Genomic DNA, 24,813 nt, shown 5'->3' on the forward strand with positions numbered 1-24,813 from the left:
CCCGAAGCGCCGTGACTTCTGCCCGCCGTAATGCACCGTAGTAGGCCAGCGCCAGCATAAGGCGATCGCGTATCGCCCGCGCCTCACCCGACAGTGGTGTGGTGATACAGATAGGGGAAGTCCCACCGGCATACCGTGTTGAAGCCGTCACCCAGGGCAGCCTCCCTGTGACGTCACCCGAAAATCCCCCTGTCGCAGCGCAAGCTGACGCGCCACTGAGCCTGAAAACACCGGAAGAGCAGGTGCGAGAACAGGCCGAAAAAGCCGAAATAGACCGCCAACGAGCGATGCCTCTTGGGGCTGAAAAATCGACGCTCTCACCGGAGACGATGGAGGCCGAAAAACAGATGGCCCATGAGATACAACAGGAAAAACACGTGGGTACACAACATCAACAACAGAATACGGAGCAGGAAACGCATCTTGAGCGTCAGCATAAGCAGCAACAGGCGTTACAACAGCTGGAGCGGGAGATCGTCAAAGAGAAAACCCTGGGAGAATCATGATGAAAACAGTTTCAGCCCTCATCATGCCTTTCATTTTATTATGCAGCTCAATGGCGAATGCCGAGGTACAGGTGGGCTTTTCACCGGACGGTAACGCTGAACCGTTGGTATTGAAAACATTAAGCCAGGCAACGGTATCGATTGACCTCGCAGCGTATGCATTCACCAGTAAACCGGTGGCCAGGGTGTTACTGGCGGCAAAGCGGCGCGGGGTCAGTGTCCGAGTATTGGCCGATAAACAGTCAACGAGTGAACGCTACAGTGCCATCACGTTTTTGGCCAATCAAGGTGTGTCGGTTCGTCTGAACGGTCGCTATGCGATCCAGCATTCCAAATTTGCGCTCATTGACGGTGAGACAGTGCAAACCGGTTCCCTGAACTACACGCATTCAGCATTTACGCGCAATGTAGAGAATGTCGTCGTGATACGCGGTGAGAGTGCCGTTAGCCAGGCATATCAGCAGGAGTTTGAGCGCTTATGGGCAGAGGGAACGCCACTTAACGCCCACTACTGAATCTTTTTTTCAACCTCATTGATTTGCATACCGTTAATGCTTATGCGCCAACATGAGCAGCGGATCACGATCATTTACTGCCAACTGGCAGAAATTGTAGTAATCTTTGCCTAATCGATCTTTTTTCGATCCTTGGGGAGGTAAAAATGTCACAAATAGCAGATGCAGTTACTTCCTCATCGAAAGCAAAACGGACTTATCGTAAGGGTAATCCGATGACAGCAACTGAAAAACAGTTGGCTGCCATCGCAAGAAAACGTGTAACGCATAAAGAAGTGAAAGTTTACATTCGAAATCCATTGAAAGATCGAATGATAAGTGTTTGCGAAGAAGATGGTTTAACACAAGCACAGTTTATCGAACGGTTGATTGAGCAGGAACTTATTCAACGTGGATTGTTGGAGTAAAGTCTTTACTATCTTGCGAGTTTTCTTATCTAATGCTAGATTGCTGATCGTGTAAGATATCTTGGTGGGCCACGCCGTAAGGTGGCAGGGAACGGGACCTGTTGAGGATATTCTCCAGAACCTGAAAAGCAAAAACCCCGATAATCTCTTCTGTTTGGCGACGTAGAAGATTACCGGGGCCCACTTAAAACTGTATAGAAGCTGTTGCTCTATGCAGGGAGTATAGAATTGTGCAAAAGAAAATTCAACTCCTACTGTGCAACATAAGCACAGGCAGGTTTGGCTAATACTTATATTGCTCTGGCCGAGCCTGAGAATACCCCCCAATTGACCCGACGTGGTGAGTCAAATACGCTGCGTAAAGGGACATCAAAAATTCATCGGCGCTATACGCCAGCTCTGACCTGTACCGTTCCGCGTGGCATGGCGTCAAAGGTTGTTGCACGTCTCAGTAGTCACAACTGGCACCGTAACCACGAACTGATAGAGCTGCGTCGTCAGGGCTATGTGCCGTATACCAAACGTAACGACCCGCACTTTTTGCCAAAGCCCATGCGTATCTCCGCACGGTCGGAAAGCTGTGAAGCACTGACGGCACTCTCGATGGCACTGGCGGCGAATTGCGATTACAACCCGGACAGTGACTATCCGTTCGAGGTCATGGCCCCGTTTGAGCAAATTGCGGCATCTATGGGGATGTTGCATGTTTATGATAACGGTCGCAAAGCTTACGACAGCCCATTGCATGCTTTATCTGTGCAAGAACAATTGGGTTACGTGATAGCGCTTCACGGTAAAGACACTGACAGTGGTCAGAACAAGCCGCTGCGTTTATGGCTGACGGAAAAGTTCTTCATTTCCAGAGGCATTGCCGTTGAAGAGATCCGTCATTGGCTTGGCCAGTTCAAAACATGGGCGATAAAAAACGGTTTAACGGAAAGCTTGCGGAAGAAATATGAACGGCACCTGCTGCGTGTCGAGCGTATTGGTATTGATCTGAACGACAAACCCTCGCTACGGAATCGCTTAAAACAAATCAAACGTTGGGTTGTTAGCCCTGATCTGGCAAAAGAGAAACAAGAGAAAGTGGCTCTGTTGGAAGGTCGCCTGGCTGAGATCAACCGTGGTAATTCCCAGCGTCTCGATCTTCTTCTTGACGAGACACAGCGTAAAATGAGCAGTTTGGCCAAAGCGAAGCGTAAACGGCAAAACCCTTATTATGATGCCTATGTCAAATGGTCCACTAGTGGAGTCGTCATGACGCATGTCGTTGTGTCACAAGAACTGACGTTGCAAAAAGAACTGCCTGGACTCAAACACAGTGACCCAGAAACCTTTTACCGGTTATTGCTTGAGCGTGCTGGCATAGTCTAGCCTGAGTTATACCACCTCCTTGAATTCTACCGTGCTTAGCGCGGTTTCTGTGTTGGTGAAATCGGGCAAAATGGGTGTTATTTGAGCATCTACCTCTCCCCCTTTTTTCGGATTACCCTCCCAATTAATGAATGATATTGGCGAAATTTTGAAAGTGATGAATATCTGTACTATTAACTTCGAATTGATGAAGTTAATTTCGTAACCTGTCTGATAAATATCATTAATTTCGAACGTTATTTCTGAACAAAATAAGCCTCTAAAAAGAGGAGTACTTTTCGAGCGGCTAAAGCCAGCTCTCTAAAGTTGCTCCCCTCGCTTTGCTCAGGGCGGATTAACAATTAGCAATCGAGAATAAACAACTTGATAGGTAGCTCCCGACTTACGTCGGGCAAGGAAACAGCGACATTGCAAACCTAAGCGTTCGTCACGCTACGCGTGCCAATCGCTAAGGCCCCGGAAATCACGCCCAGCGCGTCGCTACGCGCCACACTGGCCGCTCACCGGGGTTCTTTGCAGTGTAACCACAGAAACGTATATAAGCTCGTATGGCTCAACAGGACAGGGGGTTATCAGGATCTCTTATGATCCGTACCGGCGTTGCCGGGCTTCAGCGGTTATACATCGGGGAATATGTGATTACAGTGTGCCGCTTTCTATGCACTGCGTGCATCAGGTTTTGCCATGATTAATGGTATACTCTGAACAGAAACAAGATGTTAACAATGTAATTCCTGGAGGATGTGATGACCGGTGAACGCAAGATATTGACGCTAAAACGCAAGTCCCCACCTGAGCATCAGGAAAAAATCAGCGAAACGCCGGTTCCTTTATCGCGTAAAAAAATAAAGATAGAAGCGAAGCCTAACCCGCGTAAGAAAAAAATGGCCACAGAACCGGTGGTCGAAACGACACTTCAACTCAAAACTGCGAAAAATGAAACGCCAGTGCTTCGCGTAAGAGAACCCAAACCCATCAAGCCACCGAGACCAAAGCGCACACTATCGTATGATGAAGCGCTCAGTATCATGCAGCCTTATTGGCCTGGCCTTTTTGATGGCCAGCAGCCTCGATTGATGAAGATTAATATCAGGGAAAATTTTTATCGCGATATTGAACAAAGGGCATTACCGCTGTCGCATAAGGTTCTACGGCGTTGTTTGAAATCCATTACCCGATCAGCGGATTATTTGTTACAAATCCAGACGGATGCCCCTCGATACAATCTTGACTGTGCGGTTCATGGATATGTTACTGAATTAGAGTATCAGTACGCATTAAACCGCTTGGCCAGAATACCTCCCTCTATGACATCAGCTATCGAGAACTCCAGGAGTTAGTGAAATATTGGATCTCATCGTGCACGATGATGGGATTCCGGCGTAGAACCCCAAGAGCATTATTTAGCCAATACAGGTTGGTAACTGATTGATTTAGCATCGGTGACTATCGCTTTTAAGTTATCGCACTTTCCGTATCGCATTTAGGTTATCTCGTTAGCTCGAAAGACCACCCCAGCAACATATAGCGCGGAAGTACACCCTACTGCGATAACGAAACCGTACAATATTGTACGTTTCCCAAACGTACCCCTTCAAGGCGATTTGGCTTTACCCGCAGACTGCCAAATCAGATTATATACTTGTATACTAGACGTTCTTGACAGGTAACATTATCGGAGTGAACTAGACAAATATGACTAGTAAGGCTAAAGTGATTACGAAACTACAGGTTATAGCAAACAGTAAGGGGTGGACGTTCGAGGCATTAGCGAACAGGTGGGAGGTTTCCCCAAGGCAAATGTCACGCATCGCCGCCGCAGGAAAGCAGCGGGATATTGATGCTGCTAGCGGATTACCAGATAAAAAGGAATAAACTATGGACACTATCGAACAAATTTTAAATAGAATTGGACTTAAATTATCTGACATACACTCGCTGGATCAGACGGATAGTTTAATCGTTATCCGTATATTTGAAGCAGTGCAACAATACGCCATGTATCATGATAAAAATCCTGAATTAGAGGATCAATGTGAGAGGTTTAATGCAGTGATTAGAAAGCATCTGAATAAGAGGGTGATAAAATAGAACATGAAAAGGATGATTTTCATTCTAGTGAAAAAATTTCATCGGCAGTGAAAATAAAATACAACATAACAAAACGAGTATAAAAACGTTATATGGATGAAAAAATACTGTCTTATCAAGAAATAACGAATACCACTGAAACATTTATACGCAATGAAATGAATTCAGTAAAAGCACTCGATATCTTCGACGTGCGGGGAGATCGCTGTGCTGCGGCGGCTATGGGAGCTTATGAGCTTTGGAACCATTTAACGGCAGACTACCAGAAGCAAGAGGACAAAGATCGCTTGCAGTCTATGGCATTCTCCATATGACCACCGACTGGATAGCCAGTCACCGCTCTGATTTGCTCTCTCCCGTTGCCCTTGGCTTTACCCGCAAACTGTCAAAGTCCGATTTTTCACTCATAGGCAATATTCGGACTTTAACTGTTTCTGTCTGGAAATATTGGTTTTAAGTTGTCAATTCAACCTGACTAAAGACATGCTTAGCTTTTGCTGACTCAATATACATATTCATAGCAGTCACAAAATCAACAATATCCTGTATCGCTGTATTATAAATTTCTGAGGTTAATTCTATTTCTGTTCCTTCGATATCGTAACCATTCCGGTGAACAATATCATGCCTCATATTCACGATCTTAATAATTTTCCCTAATTCTTTCTTGATATTATCAGGAAGAGTCTCACCAACGACACTACGATAAATTGGAACGATTTTTTCTACATTATGATATAGGTATTCAGAGAGAACTTTCAAGATACTTTTATTGATAAGATCACTGTTCTGATGTACTTCAATTAACGGTACTTTTATTTCTTTTAATTCTTTAACGCCATTTAGAGCATTAATAATATATTTATTATCACTAAAAATAAATCCTTTTAGCATATCTCCAAGGCAAGATTCCATGAGGGTTACGATATAAGAAAACTTCATTTTAAGCACAAGTGGTGAGGTATCGTTATTAAGCGCTGTTCTTATATTATGAATTTGTTCATTAAATAATGGAAATGCGCGTTCCTCTTTAGTGAACCATTGAATCTGGTCTTCATAGTCTCGATCATCCCAGTAATCGATAGTTTCCATTATCACCTCACCACTTAGAATTTTTGATTTTAAATCCTCCCACTCAGGATCGCCCTCTTCAACACCTAAATCTACATAGTCTCTAATCCAATCGTTCATTGCTTCCTCTGCTTCCAACTCTTCCATATATCTTTTGATAGATCCCACAGTTAGCTCCTTTTGTATTAAATAGTCATGTGACTAGAATTTACCCTGTAAAAACCTGCTTACGGGCATCTCTGATCATCATGAGTTGATTTCCTGCGTGGTATTGATGGCAGTATTGCAGGGCCGCTTGCGGTAACTGGCAGCTCCTTGTGTGGTGAGATGTGCCGCGATCACAAATATGTGCATATATTCGTTTTCATCCAAGACAGTATATTAAAAAGTCAGGCCGCGTATTTCAGCGGCCTTGGGTATTCAAAAAATTACTTAAAAACAAACTTAATCTTAATGCCAAAAAAATAAATCGTTATCGATTTCATTTTAATATCCACTACGCCGACAATCTTCTGCCGACAGTCTGCCTTACGGCTATCTATCAAAAGAGTGATTCCCTTTCGATGGAATGATTATCCGTGTGTGGGGAGCTGTTGAGCAAATGAATTTTTACCTGTGTGACCTGTTACCTCCCCCGTTCAAGGCAACTTGGCTTTACCCTCAGAGTGCCAAAGCACAAAAAACCGCCCAAAATGGCGGCTTTGCTGCGATTGAAACACCTGTTATCGAGGTCAGAACTCATTGGCTGTCTTAGCCATTACTGGCTCTGGTTTGCGGTGATAGCCTCTTTTTTATTATTAATCATCTCGTAAACACAGCTTTTTGTACCTATTTGTATAGTATTCTCTAAATGCGCTATATGATTATCATCTTTTGTGAGCCAGTCTAAAACTTCCGTGCTTAAATACGGACTCGTTTCCCCAGTGGCAAACATGATATTTTCCAGCACTATATCTTCCCTCTCTGTATTTCTACCGGCTTTATTTTGAAAATTAAGAATGCGATCTCTATTCATATTAACATTATAACCTTGGCTTAAATCTTTTCGCTTGGGTATGAATGTCTCACAAATTTCTTCAAGCGCCTGAATAACACTATCTAAGGTATCCAGTTCTCTGTATCTGTCTTTTTTATTAAAGTCAGCATCACCTAGCGTCAGACTGTCTTCAAAATACCTATTTTTTCGGATATTAACATCTTCGATAAACCCAATCTGTTCATCCGTGAGTGTCAGACCTATATATTGGCAGTCATTTAGCATTTTATTTAGCTCATGCCCATATTTTTTTATGGCAAAACCATTGTATAAAAAAATGGCTTTGAGTTTTTTTTCTATGGCCTGTTCTGCCATCCACCAGAATTGATTTGCACATCGCAACGGATAGCAAAGACGCGCTACCAGATAATCATTATCTGCACTTTGGCGAAAACATTTTGTTGCGATAATATTCAATACCGCAGCAGGGACTTCAGACTTCATTAAATCAGACATGTGGTTAGCCTTATAGAGAGTAAGTTATTATTATGACCACCACTTCGTGCTACTTTTTATAAAAGGCACGAAATGGTACTGTAATCACTGGTGTTTCGTGAATGCAGTATATCACAACTAAACTAACCTGTGTGGCGGTGCGGGAATGTCCTGATTTTCGTCACCCCTGGCTTTACCCGAAGACTACCAAATATAAAAAGCCGCACTTTTGGCGGCTTCAAACACAATGTCTATTCATTACAGGGATAGTTTACTGAAATGGCGTTTATCTGGCTGTACTCGTACCGGAAGCGCCATCTTGGCCGCTAGCACCACCTCGACCGCCAGCTCCTCCATTTCCCCCTCCCCATCCAGCATCACCTCCGCGACCGCCATTACCATGACCATCGCCACTCCCCCCTCGCCCCCCATTTCCCCCGTTATCTCCGCCTGAACCACCATGTCCGCCGTTTCCATTGCTGCCGGAACCTGCATTTCCTCCGTTTCCGCCATGACCACTATTCGTTCCATTTCCACCATTGCCCCCATTACCATTTGCGGCATATACAGGGGTTGGCGCTGTAGATAAAATAGTTGTGATGACGGGTAACGAACACATGGAAAAGAGCGATGACATTAATACATATTTAACTATACTCATATTGACCTCTGCCTATATTAAATATGGCCGCTGTTACCCGCATGACCGCCATCCCCCCCTTTTCCTCCGGAAGAGTTATTCCCCGCCCCTCCATTTCCACCGGAGCCACCATCCCCACCGGAAGAGCCTTGTCCACCCGAGTTGCCCCCATTCCCTCCGGCTCCTCCATGAGAGTTTTGACCTAATCCCGCGTTACCGCCATTTCCGCCATTTCCACCACCGATGCCATTTCCGCCATTGCCTCCCGCTCCACCATCCCCAACCGTGTGTATCAGGTTGGGGGAATAGGTATTTAATGCCGCTTCTGTCGATAAAGAGACGCCCAATAGAACAGTGAAAATAAGTTTACTTAATAAGTCTTTATCCATTGCCGCCATTGCCTCCATTGCCACCGGAACCACCAGTTGCCGCACCATTGCCGCCATTGCCGCCATTGCCGCCATTGCCGCCATTCGCTGCGCCACTCCCTCCATTCCCACCAGAACCATTATTTATATTTGGCGTGCCTTGCCCGCCGTTTCCTCCATTTTTACAGTTTGAATCAGGTAATCCATCACGACCATTTTCACCTGGCTTTCCGTCCAATGCGGAGCAGTTAGTCGTAATTGATTTGACGAGATCCTGCACAGCTATAGCTGTCGCAGGTAAGGGTAACAAACAGGATAAAGCTAACAATATAAACCGCTTAGAACTGAAAACTTCAGTCATAGTACCTCCATATTAATTGCGCCGTAAATTTACGCATTTGGTCATATTAAGCCCAGCCACTGTCGTTACCGTTTCCTGTCCCATTATTATTCCCACTGTTATTCCCACTGCCACTGCCACTGCCAGTGTTGCCGCCATCACCACCTCGGCCTCCCTCACCTCCATTGGAACTATGCCCCCCGCCGCCATTGCCCCCGTCACCCCCATTACCACCATTAGCATCAGCCATAACAAGTTCATATGAATATATTGATGCCGATTTGACATCTGACTTATTTTTGTGCTCTTGATTGATTAGTGGTGATGCGATTGATATAGTGGAAAAAGATATTAAAGATAATGTTATTAATAGCGATTTCTTATTCATATTATGTTCCTTATTTTATAATTAATTTCTCTTGTTAATATACAAGAGACCGAGAGTAATACACTCTCTGAGAACCACATTAACTTAGTAATACTGAGATTCAAGGGTTACTTAAAAATAAATTTTCCCTGTATGGATTTGCAATATAAATTCCAGTAAGAAATTAAATGATACATTTTCTTAATGGATAGTTAATGTGGTGATTTATAATTTCATTCAATTATGTGTATGTTTGTGGTTGAAATTAACTTTTCTTTTCTATTTTATAATATTCCTCAGTCATGAAGCATTATTGTTAATAATTATTACCCTTTGTTTGCTTATGCGTATTTTTCAAGTAAACCTGTTCTTGGCTTTTTTGCTTCATTATAAATGGTCAAAATCCCCATGTTGAATTCTGTCGTGCGCTAGTCACAGGTTCTCTTCCTCTTATTAGCCGATTTTGTTGTGTAGCGTGACGGCCATATCACCATCGGAGCCACACCCAAAAATTCGGCAATGATCCGTTCACCTTTCGGCCAGGGACGCGTCAGTGCATTCGCCAGAGTGGATGAACTTAATCCCGCCAGTCGCGATAATTCTGCCAGAGAGGAACCTTTCTTATGTATTGCTGCAATGATATCGGCCTTGTGCCAGTCATTCGAATACTGAACCATACAAATCCCTATGTAATTTACGATATGAATATTTAATAAATAAATATGAAGCATATTTAATATTAGGAATTGAATAATTCAATAGCTTAAAACAGATCGTTATCACAAATAAGCATTCAAAAATGAGTCTGTGTATTAAAAAGGATGTATGCTACTTGCTGTGGTATATTGCTTCTTTCTATCATGTTTATATAATTACTAAGGTTACAATATGGATGTTAATAATAAATTAATGGAGTCCAATATAAAAAACATGCGAAGTGTATTTAATCAATGCTTTAATTTTAGTTGTATGGATATTAATTATTCTATTATAGATATCGACAGAAAAATAATACTGACCTTACCCAGCAACTACGAATGGCATTTGATTTACTGGCATGATAATTTAGACCTGCATATCAGTGAACGCATCATTCCCGGCATACAGCATTGGTGTAATTACTCACCATGCTATGGTGAAACACTCAGTAAAAGTGGCAAGAGAGAAACAAAGGTCGATATTTGTACACAGAGTGGTTCTGTTTTTGAAATAATGTCAGTTAACGCAGATCGTAAGTTATCGACTGCTGAAACACTGGCAATCTTAAAATACAAACCCGTCATTTCTGACTTTGCCAGAAAATTGTGGAAACCGCCAAAACAGCAATGCGTCATTTTACCGCTCAGAGAGACAATTAGTCATCCGATCCAAAAAAGGGAAGATGAATATAGTGACGCACTTAATAGCCATCCCTATATGCGTTTTGGTGAGATTATTTTTACACGAAAAGAGATGATAACTATTCGGCATTTATTATCACATCGCAGAATAAAAGAGATCGCCGCCATTCAGAGGTGTTCTTTGAGTGTTGAGCAACAACGCATTCATCGTATAAAAGAGAAAGTGGACTGCCAATATAAGCCATTATCTGCACTTTTCAATGCCCTTAAACTTCATGGAGTGACCTTATCATGTCTGGATATATTCATCACATATCCATAACCTGTAGTAATATAAATAACACTCTCGCCTTTTATGCCAATTTAGGCTTTCACAAAACAAAAGTCTATCGTGACGACGAGTGCATCATTCAACATTTATCCGACCGTAACGGTTTCATTATCGAAGTGTTTTATTATATAAACAGCCATCATTTAAATAAAGAAAGACCATTCTCAACTGAGCGGCTGGGTATAACCCACTTTGCTTTTATTGTCTGCAATATTAATGAAAGTTTACATGCACTGAAAAAACAGAGTATTGAGTGTGGCAATATCATGACCGCCAGAGTTGATTCATACCGATACTTTTTTACCTATGATCCCGATGGTAATGCTATCGAAATCATTGAGGCGATAAAATGAAATGGAAATTCAGAGTAGGGGCCGTGGCTGGTAATGCACTGGAATTTTATGATATTGCCGTATTTGGGGCAATATCGGTTTACCTGGCCGCAGAGCTTGAACGGCAAGGCTATACGCAAGGTCATTATATGGTGTGGGGAATATTTGCCCTGCGCTTCATCGTCAGACCCTTGGGTGGCTATGTTATCGGTCGCTATGCGGACGTGGTGGGCCGAAAACCGGCTTTGATCCTCACCAGTTTTATCACCGGTCTTGCTACACTCGGGATGGCGCTTCTACCCGTGTCGCTTTTGGGACACTACACACCGCTTGCATTGTTGTTATTACAAATGACACTGGCACTCAGCTACGGAGGGGAATATCCTACACTAATAACTTATCTTTTTAGTGATGCACAGGATAAGCAAAGAGCGAGGATCAGCGCCCTTATCGTTTGCAGCTCAATTGTCGGCGTACTGGCCTCCTTACTGATTGTCTATTCGCTCGAAAACTATCTCAGTTCTGAAAAGATGCAGTCCATCGGCTGGCGCGTTCCCTTGTTCTTGGGTGTGCTTAACATCATGATCAGTTTTTGGTTCAGGGCCAGATTACCTGTCCAGTCTGTGCCACCCGTCCAGTCATTAAAAATTCACCCAATGAATACTCTGCATATTTTTCTGCTCACTGTGCCTGGAGCGGTAATATTTTATGTTCATAATATGTCGACAACGCTGTTAAGAGAGGTGCTGCATCTGGACTTTTTGAAAGGAGTTTATCCCATTGTTTCATCCGGATTATTATTAGTGTCTCTGCTTGTCTGTGGCTGGTTAACCGATAGATTCACAACCCCGTCGAAAGTGTTCAGACTCGGTGTTATCTTCTTGATTATTTTCTCCGTGCCTCTTTACTTTATATTAAACAGCAAAACGGTTGAGCTTATGATAGTCGCACAGTTTATTATTACACTTAATGCTTCAATGATATTATGTAATCTGGCCTCAGTGCTGTTTGATTTTTCTGGCGGTCATACAACGACTTTAGGGATGGGGTATAATCTTTCACTTTCATTTTTTGGTGGATTAACCCCGCTCATTATCAGCTTTCTAATATCGTACAACGTTATTTATGTTGGACTCTATATTTCATTGTCAGGTTGCTCGCTTTTAGTTTCGTATTTACTCGATAAAAATCGTCACCCCTCATTCAATTAACCAACTGTATTAATAAATTGCCACAACATATATGAAGAAAGAATGGTTTTCAGCAAGTGAATTATTATCACACCCTTTACTTCCCACAACCACGCAAGGTATCCATAAAAAAGCCAAAAGAGAGAACTGGATAGCAAGAAAAAGAATAGGCATTCAGGGAAAAGGTATCGAGTATTTTATATACAGTTTTCCTGACAATGTCAGCACTTATATTTATCATCACAGTGAGTTGTTCGAGAGGATTAGTATCCAGGAACACTTTGATATCTGGATTAATGCGTTTAAACAATTAACACCGAGTGAACGTCATAAACTCTCAGAATATATATTACGGGAGGGAATAATCAGTATTTATAAAAAACTGTAACTTTTATTTTTAATGTTAATTTGATAAGGAATATCAATGAAATTAATTAGCGCTTACTTATTTTGTACCTTATTTGTAACCACATCTGCACTGGCAACCGATGAAGCCGAGGTTACAGACATTATAGAATGTCCGGTATCTTATGATGTGGGTTTTTCGCCAAGGGGAAATGCCCTGAATTTAATATTGTCTGAATTAGCGTCCGCTAAAGAATCTATTTATCTTGCCGCTTACAGTTTTACTTCGCAACCGGTCGTTGACGCTTTAATCGCTGCTCATGAACGTGGGGTCACGGTTTCTGTGGTGGTGAATAAAGGTTCCATTAATGGTAATGGAGCCAAAGCCCGTTATTTACGGGAAAATAATGTTCCCATAAAAATGAATGCAAAATACAGTATTATGCACAACAAATTTTTTCTGGTTGATAATAAATCATTAAAAACCGGCTCTTTTAACTACAGTGCCGCCGCAGTGAACCGTAATGCAGAAAATATTATTATTATTCGATGCGTTGATGATGTGATTACGCCGTATCAACAAGAATTTGAAAGGCTGTGGGAAGAATCCATTGAGTTGACTTAACGATTGAGGGAACGCGATATCATTTGTTCCCTGCCGAACAGGCAGCAGAGCCTCGCTAAACGGGGCTTTTTTACGTCTGCGTACTGGCCTTGGCTTTCCCCGAAGACTGCCAAATGTCGCTTTTGCCCCCCTTGCCGCAAAAGTCGTCATGCTCATAGGCATTATAAATCAATAGGATATGTTGCTATTTGGCGACCTTGCTCTATGGGTGCTCACAGTCGCCACCCTTCCCCCCCGATTTTTACCCCCTTCTATATTTGGCTTTATCCCGCCAGTACCGGAAACTCCCATAAAATCACCCTTTCCGATAATGTCCGATCACCGATTTATTTTGTCGCTTCCAATAGCATCTTTTGCCTTATTCACAATACGTATAACCGTTCTTTCAGATACACCCGTGAGCCTTGCTGTATCCCTGATACTTTGACCATTTTTGATACGTAGCTCTATTATTTTCTCATGCAAAAGATGGTCGGCCTGCCGTCCCTTAAATTTCCCCGCCGCTTTGGCTTTGGTTATCCCCTCTTCCTGGCGCCGTCGCCTGTCACTGTAATCTTTACGCGCAATAGCAGCCAACATATCCAGCATCATGCCATTAATGGCTTTCAGCATGGCCAGAGTAAACTCATCAGGTACATTCGGAGTCAGTGCTATATGACTTGTGGGTAAATCCAGGCTAACAACGACAAGTCTTTTTTCCTGGATAAGATGTTTTAATTTCTGCCATCCCTCTTCATCCAGTCGGGATAGTCGGTCGACCTGTTCGATAAGAATAATGTCACCGGGAGCAGCATCATCGAGCAGCCGTAACAGTTCTGGTCGCTGGAGTGATGCCCCGGACACATTTTCGGTGTACCAGCTGGCCATCCGAAAACCTTTCTCTTCCACAAAGGCTTTCATGCGATTTTTGGCTCGGAGTGCGTCTTGTTCTTTCGTCGAGGCGCGGAGATAGCCGTGAATGTACATTTTTTACCCACAAGTGACGTTTAGGTGATGATCATAATGTACATGACAGATAAGTGATGATCCAATTGGGAAATGACCATAATTTCATCTATGACATTAGGGTATACTCATAGGTCATACTATCTGACGGATAAACAACTCTGCTCTGTCTTGATTATCCATGGGCAGAGACGACGAGTCCCGTCGCATGTAATTGCTATAATTAACCGGTAACTGTCAAATCAGGTTTGAGCAAGTACAATTCATTTCGTAAGACAGAGGAAATTATATCGTTATAACCCTGTCTGCTGATTGAATCGTCGACTCCCTGTGGGCAATGATAATCCGAGTAAAATGCATCTTTTTTATTGCCTGATTGACAAGCTCTTCGCTCTCTCTATCAAGATGACTGGTCGCCTCATCCATAAACAAAATGCCGGGCTTACGATACAGCGCCCGTGCAATGAAGATCCGCTGTTTCTGCCCACCTGAAAGTCCTTCGCCCAATTCCCCAATCAGCGTTTCATAACCCATTGGCATTTTCATAATGGTATCGTGAATGTAGCTTGCTTGGGTACATTCAATCATCCATAACTCATCAATATCTTCTACAAATCCTCCAATATTCTCCCTTATTGAACCGGAGAACAATTTGTCATCTTGCATCACACAAGCAATCATTTTGTGGTAATTGTTCATCCCCAACTGCTGTATATCAATGCCATCGACCATCACTTTCCCTGATCCAGCCTCAAACAGCCCGCAAAGCACCTTCATCAAAGTCGTTTTTCCTCCCCCCGAAGGACCTATGATGGCCACACTTTCACCCGGCATAACCGTGATGTTCAAATTATTGAAAATGGAGGGGGACTGACTGTCATAGCGGTAGGTTAAATCAAGGGTTTTTAGTGATAACGGCTGCATTCCTGCCACGTAGGGCCTGTCGGGTTTCTGGTTATCTGTCTCGTTCAGTGCAATATCAGCGATACGTTCATTGTGCAGGCTCATCATACGCAACTGGAGTAAAAAAGTTGTCAGCGAGGAGACACGATCAGAGAATTGTCCTCTGAATGCGCTAAATGCCACGAACATCCCGATAGTCATTTGATTGTCGATAACCAGGCTAGCTCCCAGCCACAGAATGACAGCCTGATCACAGGCGGTGATAAACGTGTTTATTCCCCCAAAGAACAAGTCCATCTTAGTCACTTTGATACCGGTATTGATGGTATCAATCTCCAGATTAAGCCAGTGAGTGCTCCGCCGCTCGGTCATACCCTGCATTTTTACCGGTGCTATTCCGTACAGAGTTTCCATAAAATACGAGTTAGCGCGCGCACTTTTGATCATGGACTCTTCTGATAGCTGTCGATAGTAACCATAGGTCAGAAGCCGGATAAATACATAGACTGCTGTGAAGCCCAGAACAATCCAGGTCAGATAGCCGCCATACAGAACCATCATCACCAGCACACCGATAACCATGATGATGTCCATAATAGCCCCGACTACACTGGTCGTGAACGTGGACTGCAGAGCATCCAGTGAGTCAAAGCGAGATTGAATATCACCTAACTTCCGCCGTTCAAAATAGCCCAGAGGCAAATGTATCAGATGGGAAAATAGCCCTGTTTTCCACTGTACGTTTATCAGTGTTCCCATCACCAGTGACGTCCAGGCACGCACCATACTGATAGCTGCCCGTAGCAAAATAAAAAACAGTAACCCGGCACAGATAAGGGTAAGTAGACCACGATCTCCGGCAGGGATGGCATGGTCCATAACCAGTTGGGTGGCGACAGGCATAACCAGGTTGATAGACTCTATCACCAAAGACAAACTAAAGATTTTTACCAGCGTCCCTTTGATCCCCTGCACACTACGAATGAGTGTGCCCAGACGGATACGATGACGCACCGTTTCCGCTGTAAACTCACTTCCAGGCGAGACCTCAAGGACAACACCGGTAAAATATTGAGACATCTCGGCCAACTCCACCGTCCGCCGTCCTCTGGCTGGATCATGTATCACAAAGCGTTGTCGCCGCACACTTACCAACACAACAAAATGGTTAAAGTTCCAGTGAAGTATGCATGGCTTTTTTAGTGCGCCCATCTCCTCCAGATCCAGCGACAATGCTCGACTCGTCATGCCCAGTGTTCTGGCTATACCATTAATACCAGCCAGCGTGGTACCACGTGCAGAAAGGTTAAATTGCTGACGCAGATAAATCAGGTCGATATTCTTTCCGTAGTATCCACAGACCATCGCCAGACAGGCCAGCCCACATTCCGAGGATTCTGTTTGATGAACCACTGGAACACGGTTACGTAAACCAAGGTCTAATTTCTTTATCATTGCGTTAAATGAGGTCTTATTCATTCACCGGCCCCATCGCGCTGTGCTTCATGTCATAAAAGGGTGAAAGCATCCATTCATAGATGTGTCTTTTTTCAAGAAACAGTGTGCTTTGTGCTTTCATGCCACTTTCCAGACTTAAACGTTTCTCATCGTAAAAAATAGCCTGCTGCTCTGGTCTGACGATAACCTTGTAATAAGGGATAGAGGCTGCTTGTGTATTTTTTGGGGCTCCCTGATACGTCATCATTTCCTGTGGTGATGCCGGCGTTTTCGATATCACCTCAACAATGCCGGCAAATTGACCAAATTTTTCTACTGGAAATGCTTCATAGCGGATATTGACCTTATCCCCGGAAGTGACATAGGGAATAGCATCATTCGGTACCCAAATAACCAGAGAGGAGTGGCTTATCAACTCAGGAATGATTTGCAGCAGGCTGTCGCCAACATTGACCATCTGACCTACCGTAACGCTCAACGAATCTATTTTTCCGTTTGACAATGCACGTACGATAATTTCCCCCCCAGCATCCGTATTGATCAATTCGTTTTTCAAAGCAGAGCGTTGAAGCTCCATTTGATGAATGCGATTATCAAATTCCGCCGACTGTATCTGAATTTGGCTCTCAAGATTGATTATCTGTAATGAGTTCTGCTCATTCTGTCCGCTAAGACTTAATAAATTATTTTGATGTTGATAATACAGCGCAACCTGGCTGATCAATTGGTCTTTGTTAATCAATCCATTTGTTTGATAGCCGCGATAATTATCCATATTATCTTTCATAATTCTGATTCCCTGCTCTGCTTTATTGAGAATGTCAGAAGAGCGTTGAAAGGCGGCGATATACTGTAATTTTTGTTTTTTCAGTGAATCAATCGTCGTTTTTTTACTGCTCTCAATACGTGAAATAATATTGCTAATACGTTCAAGCTGATTCTCAATACCTTCACGCTGATTATCACTGACAACGCCGCTGTGAGTACTTGTACTGATATCAATCTGATAAACAGGATCGCCTTTTTTGACAGTTTCTCCTTCCGTGACAAATGTCTTCACCACAAAACCCTGAACACCGGAATACACACTCACCACCCTGGGATAGGTTGTTATCTCACCACTGACATTGACCCGCCGTGTGTAGGTACCCGCAATGACAAATGCCAGAAAGGCGATGAGGAAAAAAGTACATACCCCTCCCACCAACCAAAAAGGGATACCGGGGAGTAAAATAGCTCGTCCTCGCCACTTCGTTCTTTTATTTTCGAGCGCTTCCTTGCGAAACAATATACACCTCTATCGCTTTAACTCATGGACAGCCATATTTACGTATTAACTTGTGTTTACAGGCCATAGTTATACTAATTCAGCAAATTACAGTCGCATCAATAGCACCAATTTATTGATAATGCTCAATGTGGTGATAGTGCGATAACGTTATTGCGGAATTAAATTTATTTAAATACGGAGAGAGATAATATTTAGTCATCTACTGATGATAGCGATTTTATGCTGACTAGTCATAAACCAAGAAAATCTCTATTATAGAGTAGCCTGTTGCCAGGCCACTCTTGTCTTTTTTATCAGCAATATTTCCCGCCTGAAATAAAGCATTGCCGTAGTTGCCTGACGGAATTATTTTAACAAAAAAAATTTGTCCGTAGAAACTAACTGCTGGGCTATTGCCAGAAAGAACTCACTGTAGCGACAATCGTCACACTCAAAACAGCACCTGTGGGTTTCACAGAAATTCCAGCAACAGCACACATTAGCTACAGGAACAGAACTCAGTGATCTTCGCCGCACCAATCATCATGATTGAAAGAGAAGAAAGAACCACCTGATGAGTTAAATCCAGACACGCCGGATGGGTTATATCCAGAAGGAACGGTAGAACCAACCGCTACACCCAAACCACCAAAGGCAGCACCAAATAAAACACCGGGTGGCCCCCCCGGAATACCGGCAATAGCCCCCAAAGTCGCACCCGCACCCGCAGCATTAGCAACAGTAGCAGGGGCTCCATCAGCACCAGAAATCATTTCCATCTGAGTTAAATTCAATTCTTTCATAAATTACATTTCCTTGTAAGTTGCAAAAATAATGTGTTTATTTAACCATATAAAGTAAATTAGTTATCTAATAATTCATATATTAACCTTCCTTGTGGTTGTGTTATAATTACTTTAAATTTATGGAGTCATATATATACTTAATTATTGACCTGATCCCCATAAAAAACACCAGAATCAGAATTAAATCAAATATGTTTTTATTATTAATAATTGATATAGTTGACCAAAATGACATTAATATAGTAATAAAAAGGCTTACTATATTACATATGGCATTTTTTTTGCTGTACTCCATTATAGCCCCGCCTAATTTCATAACAATAATGAACCACCCAACCAGCTGATTCATTATTACTTAGATATGTTCGATTAATTACAGTTAATCGCCAAAGGATAATAATGATTATTAACATAATCAAGCCACAATTTAACATTAGCGTGATTGGAATATGAATTTTCACTTCTTAATTGGCTTAACCAACTGTTAGAATTGGTGTTTTTTAATTATTATTTTTCATTAATCAATAAATAAATGAGCCGATTGGAGAAGCAGCCTGTTATTCAAGGCGGAGTTTAGAGATATTTTACCTTGGTTCAAATCGTTCCGTCCCAATCTCAAGGATGGTCGAATATAAAATATGAGTGAAAAGCGATTGATCTATTTATTATCTGTATAAACCCAATGTAAGTATATGTTATAAGATTTGGATACAATCCATGAATATGGGGCACCCAAGGGAACCGTTTACCAAACTACGTCTTCTGACGCACACATTTCTACTAGTGCACATCAGAGAGACAGGAAAGCGGCTCATCGTAAAAGTGATCATGGTTTCCTGCCTGAGGAACGAATTAGGAAGTAAGAGGGATGATGAATAACCTCATCCCTGCCACGGTAGGCTCCCAACGCGGCATGCAAAAGGCTGGCAGCACCAGTGGCCAGTGTAGAGATCATAGGTGACCCAGCAAAACCGAGTACGGCAGGGATGGCCAACAACGCGGTGTCCTGCAGACTGCGCCGCTTCCATATCCCGAGCTTTTCCCGTACCTCCGCCAGTCCTTCATCCGCAATACGTTCACGAAACCGAGCCTGCACCATATGAAGTTCAGCAGGATTGGCGGCACGCTCTATATCAAGTGCACAATCGCGTAGTGAACGCCGGTACGCGGTAAAACTCGGTTCATAATCTGTCCGGATGCGAAAAATATCCTGAAGCGAAAGCCCGGCCAGAAAAGGGGTCTCAACGTCAAGCATTCTGCGTGATAACCGACCTGAGTTGTCAATCTTCTCCAGTATTTTTCCCTGCAACGGGCATCGGGTAGCCAGAGAGGCGCGACTCCGTGCAGCCTGACCCAGATCAGTGATCAGGGTCTTATAATGAAAGAAAATACTGCGGTTCGCCGCCCCCTGAACCCAGCGATCATAACTGCGGCGGTTTTCTGGCTTACCACGGGTAATTTCTACTGTCAGAGTGCCATCTTCATTGGTTCGGACAGGCCGCAGGTTCTGGAAAATATGACCGTTGGTGTAAGGGCTGAGACAGTCATCCAGCTCCAACATAATTTCACCCGGCAGCGTTTTTTCCGACACGAAACGAACATGGCCCTCATGACTGACGCGAACGACGCCACGAACATGCAGGTTGCGCTCGTAAAGACGTGCTACCGCTGGCGGCATCACACTGTACAGAAAATGTTGGGATGAATTATCTTCCAGCAATTGCATGCGTCTTATCTGATCCTCATGCATGGAGTCGCAGCGAGTGAAAGCGATGAACCCCGCCTGGATCAACGTAAAATTTTCCTTCGTGAAACGGACAAACTGCGCCACACCTGTCCGGATATCCTGCCCTCTGTCACTGGCGTCATTTTGCACAAAAAGATCGACGGCGGCTGCCATATCGATACTGTTCAGACGCAGGCTTGCCTCTTCAAGAGCGTCAACGAGGATAATTCTCTCAACTGACAACAGTCCCTGCTGGTAAAGCGCCAACTGATCGTGACGGGCTATCCACAGACTGAGCGGGGAGTCCTCTTGAAGATGCCACTCGCCCTGTAGGGTATCAACCGTCCGCAGGTAATCCTGCAGGGCAGTCCGTAATGCCGCTTCATCCAGTTCAGCGTACTCGGTTGACAGCAGGCGGTCATCCCACAGGACATTGTCCGTCAGAGCGGGGAGGTTGTTGTACATAGAGATCTCCTGACTACAGGTCACCATAAAGGGTACGCAGTCCCGCCAGCGCCTCCGCCAGCGGGCCGGTCTCCCCCCGCGTCGTCAGCTCCCGCGCCAGCACCTCAAATGCCTTCGCCGGCAAAAACACCCGCAGCGCATCGAAGCCCAGAATAACGTCTTTTGATGCCGCGCCGGGCAGCAACAGGCTGACATGGTATCCCTCACTCAGCTGGCGCAGGGCCTCGGGCGCAGCGCAGTACACCGTCAACAACCGAGAGAGTTCGGCAAAATACGCCCAGTCGAACGGCACCACAAAGTGAGGGCTACTCACCATCAGATAAAGTCGCGGGATCTCATCGCCAATACCGGGCGGCATACCGGCACGCTGGCCCTCGACACGGAGATCGAAGCGCAGGTCACCAGCAGTAAAAGTGTCGCTGAATTCAGGGATCAGCGGCCGCATTTCCCGGATAAAGGCTTCCCGTTGCTTGACACTCCATTCACGGGTCGACATCAGCAACGGAAAAATCTGTTGCAGCCGCGCCGGCGTGAAGATCCGCGCCAACACCTCATCCGGAAAGTCCGTCAGTGTAAAGCAGCCGGAAGCCAGCGGGCGCAACAGGAGTTCCGCGTAGCCAGGGCTGACCGCCGGACTGAGCTCACGCAGGAAGCGCGCCGATTCGTCCGGCCAGTTTTCCGTCTCAAACTCAAACGTCTGCTTGATATAATGGCTATCGATCGGCAGGGCATTTTCCGCCTGCCAGTGAAGCAATTCGAAGGTGATGTTCAGCAGCGTCACCAGCACCGGCAGGCGGACCCATTCTCGCTGGCTGCCACGGCCGTACGCCTGGTGCGCCATTTCCACCATAAACCGCAGCTCTGATCGCCGGATAGTCTGCCGGCCAAAGGTTTCTCCCAGAATAATTTTGCGGTACAGCTGACGAAGGGTGTCATCGGGCTGGGAGATCAAACGTAACCAGTCGTCGTCCGGCACGGCACTTTGCAGTGACATATCCAGAAAACGCTCGGCCAGGGCATTGACGGATGTCTTTTCATTGGCGGCCCGGTTTTTCAGGGCGTCGATCAGTTTTTTGGGAAAGCGCAGGGTCAGCTGGCTGAGCATCAGACTATCTCCGGTCATGGGGGAATGATGGGGTGACAGCAAGATTGGAAATCACCCTTAAAGACAAAATGTCATTCATTGATACTCATATACTACATGACAGTGACATCATGTCACATGATAAATTCATGTCATTAAATAAGCTTCCTGTCTTTTATGACCCTTTTTTCGCCGCAGATCCGGATTCTGCCAGAAGCGGATCTGGCCTCCGCGACGGGCGATTTTTTGCACACAACCTATATACAGTGCCTAGCCCTGTCATATATTTACTATATATAGTGTTTATTGACCATGGGAGACTATCCGATAACGGCGCTTTGGGGGCTGTTGCCGGCACGGCGGGTGTGATAAGGTTCCGAAAACGGCAAATAGGGAAAAAGTCGGAACAGAGAAAACGGTGGGTTAGGTAATTGCCAATAGTGACTGTTCTTAGTGTGACTTTTTATCTGGTGATAATTAATAATGTCACTTTATTCGGACTTATTATTATTTTGCTATTTATTAAACATAAAATAATCAATCACACTGATTTGTCAGTGTGTTCACTGCCGTTAATGACCCATGGAGAAAAAGATGTTTGCGTCTATTACGGGTAAAGAGGGATTTGGGGATCAGTTTGAAAAGATCCGCAATGCCATCGCCGATCCCAGTCAGGGCAACATTCATGCCGCCACCCGCCTTGGACTCGACACCCTGGCACGGCAGTACGCCAGTTTTGAGCTGGAATTGGACGCCGCCGGCGAACTGGCCGACTGGGCTGACGATTTGGCCACCTATCGGCATGCCATCGACACCCTGCAGGGCTTTTTTAGCGGCAACCCGCGCGGACTGGGCGAACGCGACGCCCGTATCTACTATCACTACCTGGAAACCGAGCACGAACAGTTCTGCCACATCGCCGAAGAGATCGCGCAAGAGCACGGCAGGGCGCATTAATCAGCCAACCTCCCCTGGTGATGCGAACTGGGGAACAAAACGGGCATCGAAAAGAGTTTCCCTAAACGGTTCATGTGGAACAGTTTAAAGGGCGATGACAATCATGGGCGACAGCATTTCCATACTGTTAGGGTGAGGCACAAATGGGAAGTATGAAAGAACTGCTGTTTGATATGCAGGAAGAAAGAGCAGATGAATGGATTGCCGAAAATTACCCGGAGGCAGAGGAAGGGACTCCGGATTGGGATGCGGCAGCTCAGGAATACAGCTGGTTTCAGGACTGGATGGAAGAGGCTGCTGAGCAGCAGTATTTTGAGGCATCGCTGGCCAGTATCCCCGATCGTCTGAAGGATGCAAAAGATGAATTGCGTACGTTAGAGCATTTGATGCAACACAACCAACTGAGAATCGTGAAGCGAATGGCTTATGTTCATACCGTGAGTGTACTGGACAGCTTCCTGATGTACAGCGCGCGGGCCTTGCTAAATCATCCTCCTCACCTTCAGCAGTTCCTGAAGCAGGCAACTTCACTAGTTCGCAATAAGGATGACAGAAAAGCTCTTCTTTCCCTCAAGTGGATCGAGCAGGAGCCGGAGGCGGATACTCCTGAACAGGTTTACATCTGGCGCGCCCAGGCTCTAGTAGCGAAGATGACGTTTCAGAATCACAAAAACATAAGCAGATATTTTTCAACCATGCTGACCACACAGCATGAGTGGCCGTTGCAGGAACTTGAGATATTAATCAAGACCCGAAACGCTCTGGTACACCGCAATGGCGTTACCGATTCTCTTGAACCTGTGTATATCAGTGCGGGTAGTGTGCAGGACGCTATCAAAACGGTAAGTACATTTATTGACGTAGCTGCTGAAACTCTTCTACAGGAAGATGCACTATACAGGTCTGATAATGACACATTCTGAAACCATCGCTGATGGCACCATCGGTAACCGTATTCACAGGGGGATACAGCGATGACTTCGCTTCCCGCTAACTATATACCAGCAAGTAGTACATTATTACCTGTCGCCATCGACTACCCTGCGGCGCTTGCCCTGCGTCGCATGGCGCAGACCCACGGCGATATGCCGGAGTACCTGCTGGCCGTTGAGGTGGGGGCACTACTGCACTATATCCCTGACCTGTACCAGCAAACCCTCATTGCCACCTTGTGGAATACCGGCTCGCGTATCAACGAGGCGCTGGCACTCACACGCGGGAATTTTTACCTGAATGCCGCCCAGCCTTATGTGTCACTGGCCACCCTCAAACAGCGCCAGGCCAAAGCCGAACGCGGCCCCGGAGCCCCGTCCAAGAAAGTCGTGACTCACCGCCTAGTGCCTTTGTCAGACAGTCATTACGTCAATCAACTGAACAGCATGGTGGCCACATTGCGAATTCCGCTTGAGCGCAAAAACAAACGTACCGGCCGTCTGGAGCCAGCTCGCCTCTGGGAGGTAACGGATCGCACGGTACGCACCTGGCTGAACGATGCCGTGACACGGGCCGCCGCCGATGGGGTGACGTTCTCGGTACCTGTGACTCCACACACCTTTCGACACAGCTATGCCATGCACCTGCTGTACGCCGGGGTGCCACTCAAGGTATTGCAAAGCCTGATGGGTCACAAAAGCCTGAAATCGACCGAGGTGTACACGCGGATTTTTGCACTCGACGTGGCGGCACGCCACAGGGTCCAGTTCTCAATGCCAGGGCAGGACGCCGTGGCCATGCTGAAACAACAGGATGTCTGAGGATGACGCTACGCGATTTCTTGTGATGCTTTACCGCCATGTTTAGACAGAATTAAAGCAGGGCAATTTACGCCCCGTATACGTAATTGTCATGGGCTTCGAGCAGGATGAAATTTGTATATATCTTTGTAT

General features: G+C 44.9%; 27 protein-coding genes and 1 pseudogene. 15 read left to right on the forward strand and 13 right to left on the reverse strand.

The window, feature by feature from the left end; translation table 11 throughout:
- Positions 1 to 167: 167 nt before the first annotated feature.
- The 7 genes from OVO64_RS19770 (at position 168) to OVO64_RS19800 (ending at position 5,207) form a co-directional block, all read left to right on the forward strand.
- Positions 168 to 506 carry a hypothetical protein gene (locus tag OVO64_RS19770; RefSeq protein ID WP_267248962.1) on the forward strand — a complete coding sequence of 113 codons (339 nt, stop codon included), beginning with the start codon at positions 168 to 170 and terminating at the stop codon, positions 504 to 506.
- Complete coding sequence (locus OVO64_RS19775) at positions 503 to 1,021, forward strand: phospholipase D family protein (protein ID WP_267248963.1); 519 nt, start codon at positions 503 to 505, stop codon at positions 1,019 to 1,021. Before OVO64_RS19770 ends, OVO64_RS19775 begins: the two co-directional genes overlap by 4 nt.
- Positions 1,022 to 1,167: 146 nt before the next feature.
- The gene (locus OVO64_RS19780; protein WP_050875740.1) at positions 1,168 to 1,428 is read left to right on the forward strand and encodes a replication regulatory protein RepA; all 261 of its coding nucleotides are present in this window, start codon (positions 1,168 to 1,170) and stop codon (positions 1,426 to 1,428) included.
- Between the two features lie 279 nt (positions 1,429 to 1,707).
- Positions 1,708 to 2,802, forward strand: coding sequence for a Replication protein (locus OVO64_RS19785; protein ID WP_323744692.1), 1,095 nt, complete (start codon positions 1,708 to 1,710; stop codon positions 2,800 to 2,802).
- A 746-nt stretch (positions 2,803 to 3,548) separates the two neighbouring features.
- A complete protein-coding gene (locus OVO64_RS19790) occupies positions 3,549 to 4,142 on the forward strand; it encodes a ProQ/FINO family protein (RefSeq protein ID WP_267248964.1) in 594 nt (197 codons plus the stop codon).
- A 538-nt stretch (positions 4,143 to 4,680) separates the two neighbouring features.
- The gene (locus tag OVO64_RS19795; RefSeq protein ID WP_267248965.1) at positions 4,681 to 4,893 is read left to right on the forward strand and encodes a hypothetical protein; all 213 of its coding nucleotides are present in this window, start codon (positions 4,681 to 4,683) and stop codon (positions 4,891 to 4,893) included.
- Positions 4,894 to 4,985: 92 nt separating this feature from the next.
- Positions 4,986 to 5,207, forward strand: coding sequence for a hypothetical protein (locus OVO64_RS19800; protein ID WP_267248966.1), 222 nt, complete (start codon positions 4,986 to 4,988; stop codon positions 5,205 to 5,207).
- 139 nt (positions 5,208 to 5,346) lie between these two features.
- On the opposite strand, the gene OVO64_RS19805 is transcribed toward OVO64_RS19800, so the two are convergent.
- The 7 genes from OVO64_RS19805 to OVO64_RS19835 all read right to left on the reverse strand — a co-directional run bounded on the left by OVO64_RS19805 (position 5,347) and on the right by OVO64_RS19835 (position 9,827).
- Complete coding sequence (locus OVO64_RS19805; RefSeq protein WP_267248967.1) at positions 5,347 to 6,132, reverse strand: hypothetical protein; 786 nt, start codon at positions 6,130 to 6,132, stop codon at positions 5,347 to 5,349.
- A 589-nt stretch (positions 6,133 to 6,721) separates the two neighbouring features.
- Complete coding sequence (locus OVO64_RS19810) at positions 6,722 to 7,456, reverse strand: HEPN domain-containing protein (protein ID WP_267248968.1); 735 nt, start codon at positions 7,454 to 7,456, stop codon at positions 6,722 to 6,724.
- Positions 7,457 to 7,693: 237 nt separating this feature from the next.
- A complete protein-coding gene (locus tag OVO64_RS19815; protein ID WP_376741038.1) occupies positions 7,694 to 7,999 on the reverse strand; it encodes a hypothetical protein in 306 nt (101 codons plus the stop codon).
- 114 nt (positions 8,000 to 8,113) lie between these two features.
- Positions 8,114 to 8,548, reverse strand: coding sequence for a molecular chaperone (locus tag OVO64_RS19820; RefSeq protein ID WP_267248970.1), 435 nt, complete (start codon positions 8,546 to 8,548; stop codon positions 8,114 to 8,116).
- Positions 8,457 to 8,804 carry a hypothetical protein gene (locus OVO64_RS19825; protein ID WP_267248971.1) on the reverse strand — a complete coding sequence of 116 codons (348 nt, stop codon included), beginning with the start codon at positions 8,802 to 8,804 and terminating at the stop codon, positions 8,457 to 8,459. The genes OVO64_RS19820 and OVO64_RS19825 overlap by 92 nt, the downstream gene beginning before the upstream one ends.
- 12 nt (positions 8,805 to 8,816) lie before the next feature.
- Positions 8,817 to 9,071, reverse strand: a complete 255-nt coding sequence (locus OVO64_RS19830) for a hypothetical protein (protein WP_267248972.1) — start codon at positions 9,069 to 9,071, stop codon at positions 8,817 to 8,819.
- Positions 9,072 to 9,578: 507 nt separating this feature from the next.
- Positions 9,579 to 9,827, reverse strand: a complete 249-nt coding sequence (locus OVO64_RS19835) for a helix-turn-helix domain-containing protein (protein WP_221862591.1) — start codon at positions 9,825 to 9,827, stop codon at positions 9,579 to 9,581.
- A gap of 211 nt (positions 9,828 to 10,038) precedes the next feature.
- Here OVO64_RS19835 and OVO64_RS19840 point away from each other — a divergent pair, with 211 nt between their 5' ends.
- Genes OVO64_RS19840 through OVO64_RS19860 form a run of 5 tightly spaced genes read left to right on the forward strand, consistent with a single transcriptional unit; the run spans position 10,039 to position 13,313 of the window.
- On the forward strand, positions 10,039 to 10,812 hold the full coding sequence (locus OVO64_RS19840; RefSeq protein WP_267248973.1) for a hypothetical protein: 774 nt from the start codon (positions 10,039 to 10,041) through the stop codon (positions 10,810 to 10,812).
- Positions 10,782 to 11,174: a VOC family protein gene (locus tag OVO64_RS19845; protein ID WP_221862587.1), complete on the forward strand. Its 393-nt coding sequence runs from the start codon at positions 10,782 to 10,784 to the stop codon at positions 11,172 to 11,174. The genes OVO64_RS19840 and OVO64_RS19845 overlap by 31 nt, the downstream gene beginning before the upstream one ends.
- Entirely contained in the window at positions 11,171 to 12,364 is a 1,194-nt protein-coding gene (locus tag OVO64_RS19850) for an MFS transporter (protein ID WP_221862585.1), read from the forward strand. Before OVO64_RS19845 ends, OVO64_RS19850 begins: the two co-directional genes overlap by 4 nt.
- A 31-nt stretch (positions 12,365 to 12,395) precedes the next feature.
- Positions 12,396 to 12,731, forward strand: coding sequence for a DNA-binding protein (locus tag OVO64_RS19855; RefSeq protein WP_221862583.1), 336 nt, complete (start codon positions 12,396 to 12,398; stop codon positions 12,729 to 12,731).
- 36 nt (positions 12,732 to 12,767) lie between these two features.
- Positions 12,768 to 13,313 (forward strand): phospholipase D family protein, encoded by a 546-nt coding sequence (locus tag OVO64_RS19860; protein WP_221862580.1) that lies wholly within the window; start codon positions 12,768 to 12,770, stop codon positions 13,311 to 13,313.
- 318 nt (positions 13,314 to 13,631) lie between these two features.
- Here OVO64_RS19860 and OVO64_RS19865 read toward each other — a convergent pair whose 3' ends face one another.
- From OVO64_RS19865 to OVO64_RS19890, 6 genes and pseudogenes are all read right to left on the reverse strand, one after another.
- Positions 13,632 to 14,279, reverse strand: a complete 648-nt coding sequence (locus tag OVO64_RS19865; RefSeq protein ID WP_267248974.1) for a recombinase family protein — start codon at positions 14,277 to 14,279, stop codon at positions 13,632 to 13,634.
- 264 nt (positions 14,280 to 14,543) lie between these two features.
- Positions 14,544 to 16,640 (reverse strand): peptidase domain-containing ABC transporter, encoded by a 2,097-nt coding sequence (locus OVO64_RS19870; RefSeq protein ID WP_212586985.1) that lies wholly within the window; start codon positions 16,638 to 16,640, stop codon positions 14,544 to 14,546.
- Positions 16,633 to 17,907, reverse strand: coding sequence for an HlyD family secretion protein (locus OVO64_RS19875; RefSeq protein ID WP_212586986.1), 1,275 nt, complete (start codon positions 17,905 to 17,907; stop codon positions 16,633 to 16,635). Before OVO64_RS19875 ends, OVO64_RS19870 begins: the two co-directional genes overlap by 8 nt.
- A gap of 566 nt (positions 17,908 to 18,473) precedes the next feature.
- Positions 18,474 to 18,692: pseudogene (locus OVO64_RS19880) on the reverse strand (microcin H47); the annotation flags it as partial.
- Positions 18,693 to 19,521: 829 nt separating this feature from the next.
- Complete coding sequence (locus OVO64_RS19885) at positions 19,522 to 20,886, reverse strand: hypothetical protein (protein ID WP_212586987.1); 1,365 nt, start codon at positions 20,884 to 20,886, stop codon at positions 19,522 to 19,524.
- A gap of 13 nt (positions 20,887 to 20,899) precedes the next feature.
- Entirely contained in the window at positions 20,900 to 21,991 is a 1,092-nt protein-coding gene (locus OVO64_RS19890) for a transcriptional regulator (protein ID WP_267248975.1), read from the reverse strand.
- A 573-nt stretch (positions 21,992 to 22,564) separates the two neighbouring features.
- On the opposite strand from OVO64_RS19890, the gene OVO64_RS19895 reads away from it, so the two are divergent.
- The 3 genes from OVO64_RS19895 (at position 22,565) to OVO64_RS19905 (ending at position 24,681) form a co-directional block, all read left to right on the forward strand.
- The gene (locus tag OVO64_RS19895; protein WP_267248976.1) at positions 22,565 to 22,927 is read left to right on the forward strand and encodes a hypothetical protein; all 363 of its coding nucleotides are present in this window, start codon (positions 22,565 to 22,567) and stop codon (positions 22,925 to 22,927) included.
- A gap of 152 nt (positions 22,928 to 23,079) precedes the next feature.
- Positions 23,080 to 23,850 (forward strand): hypothetical protein, encoded by a 771-nt coding sequence (locus OVO64_RS19900; RefSeq protein WP_267248977.1) that lies wholly within the window; start codon positions 23,080 to 23,082, stop codon positions 23,848 to 23,850.
- 51 nt (positions 23,851 to 23,901) lie between these two features.
- Positions 23,902 to 24,681 carry a tyrosine-type recombinase/integrase gene (locus tag OVO64_RS19905; RefSeq protein WP_267248978.1) on the forward strand — a complete coding sequence of 260 codons (780 nt, stop codon included), beginning with the start codon at positions 23,902 to 23,904 and terminating at the stop codon, positions 24,679 to 24,681.
- Positions 24,682 to 24,813: the final 132 nt, after the last annotated feature.

It is taken from the genome of Yersinia sp. Marseille-Q5920 (assembly GCF_946902935.1).
Taxonomy (GTDB): domain Bacteria; phylum Pseudomonadota; class Gammaproteobacteria; order Enterobacterales; family Enterobacteriaceae; genus Yersinia; species Yersinia rochesterensis.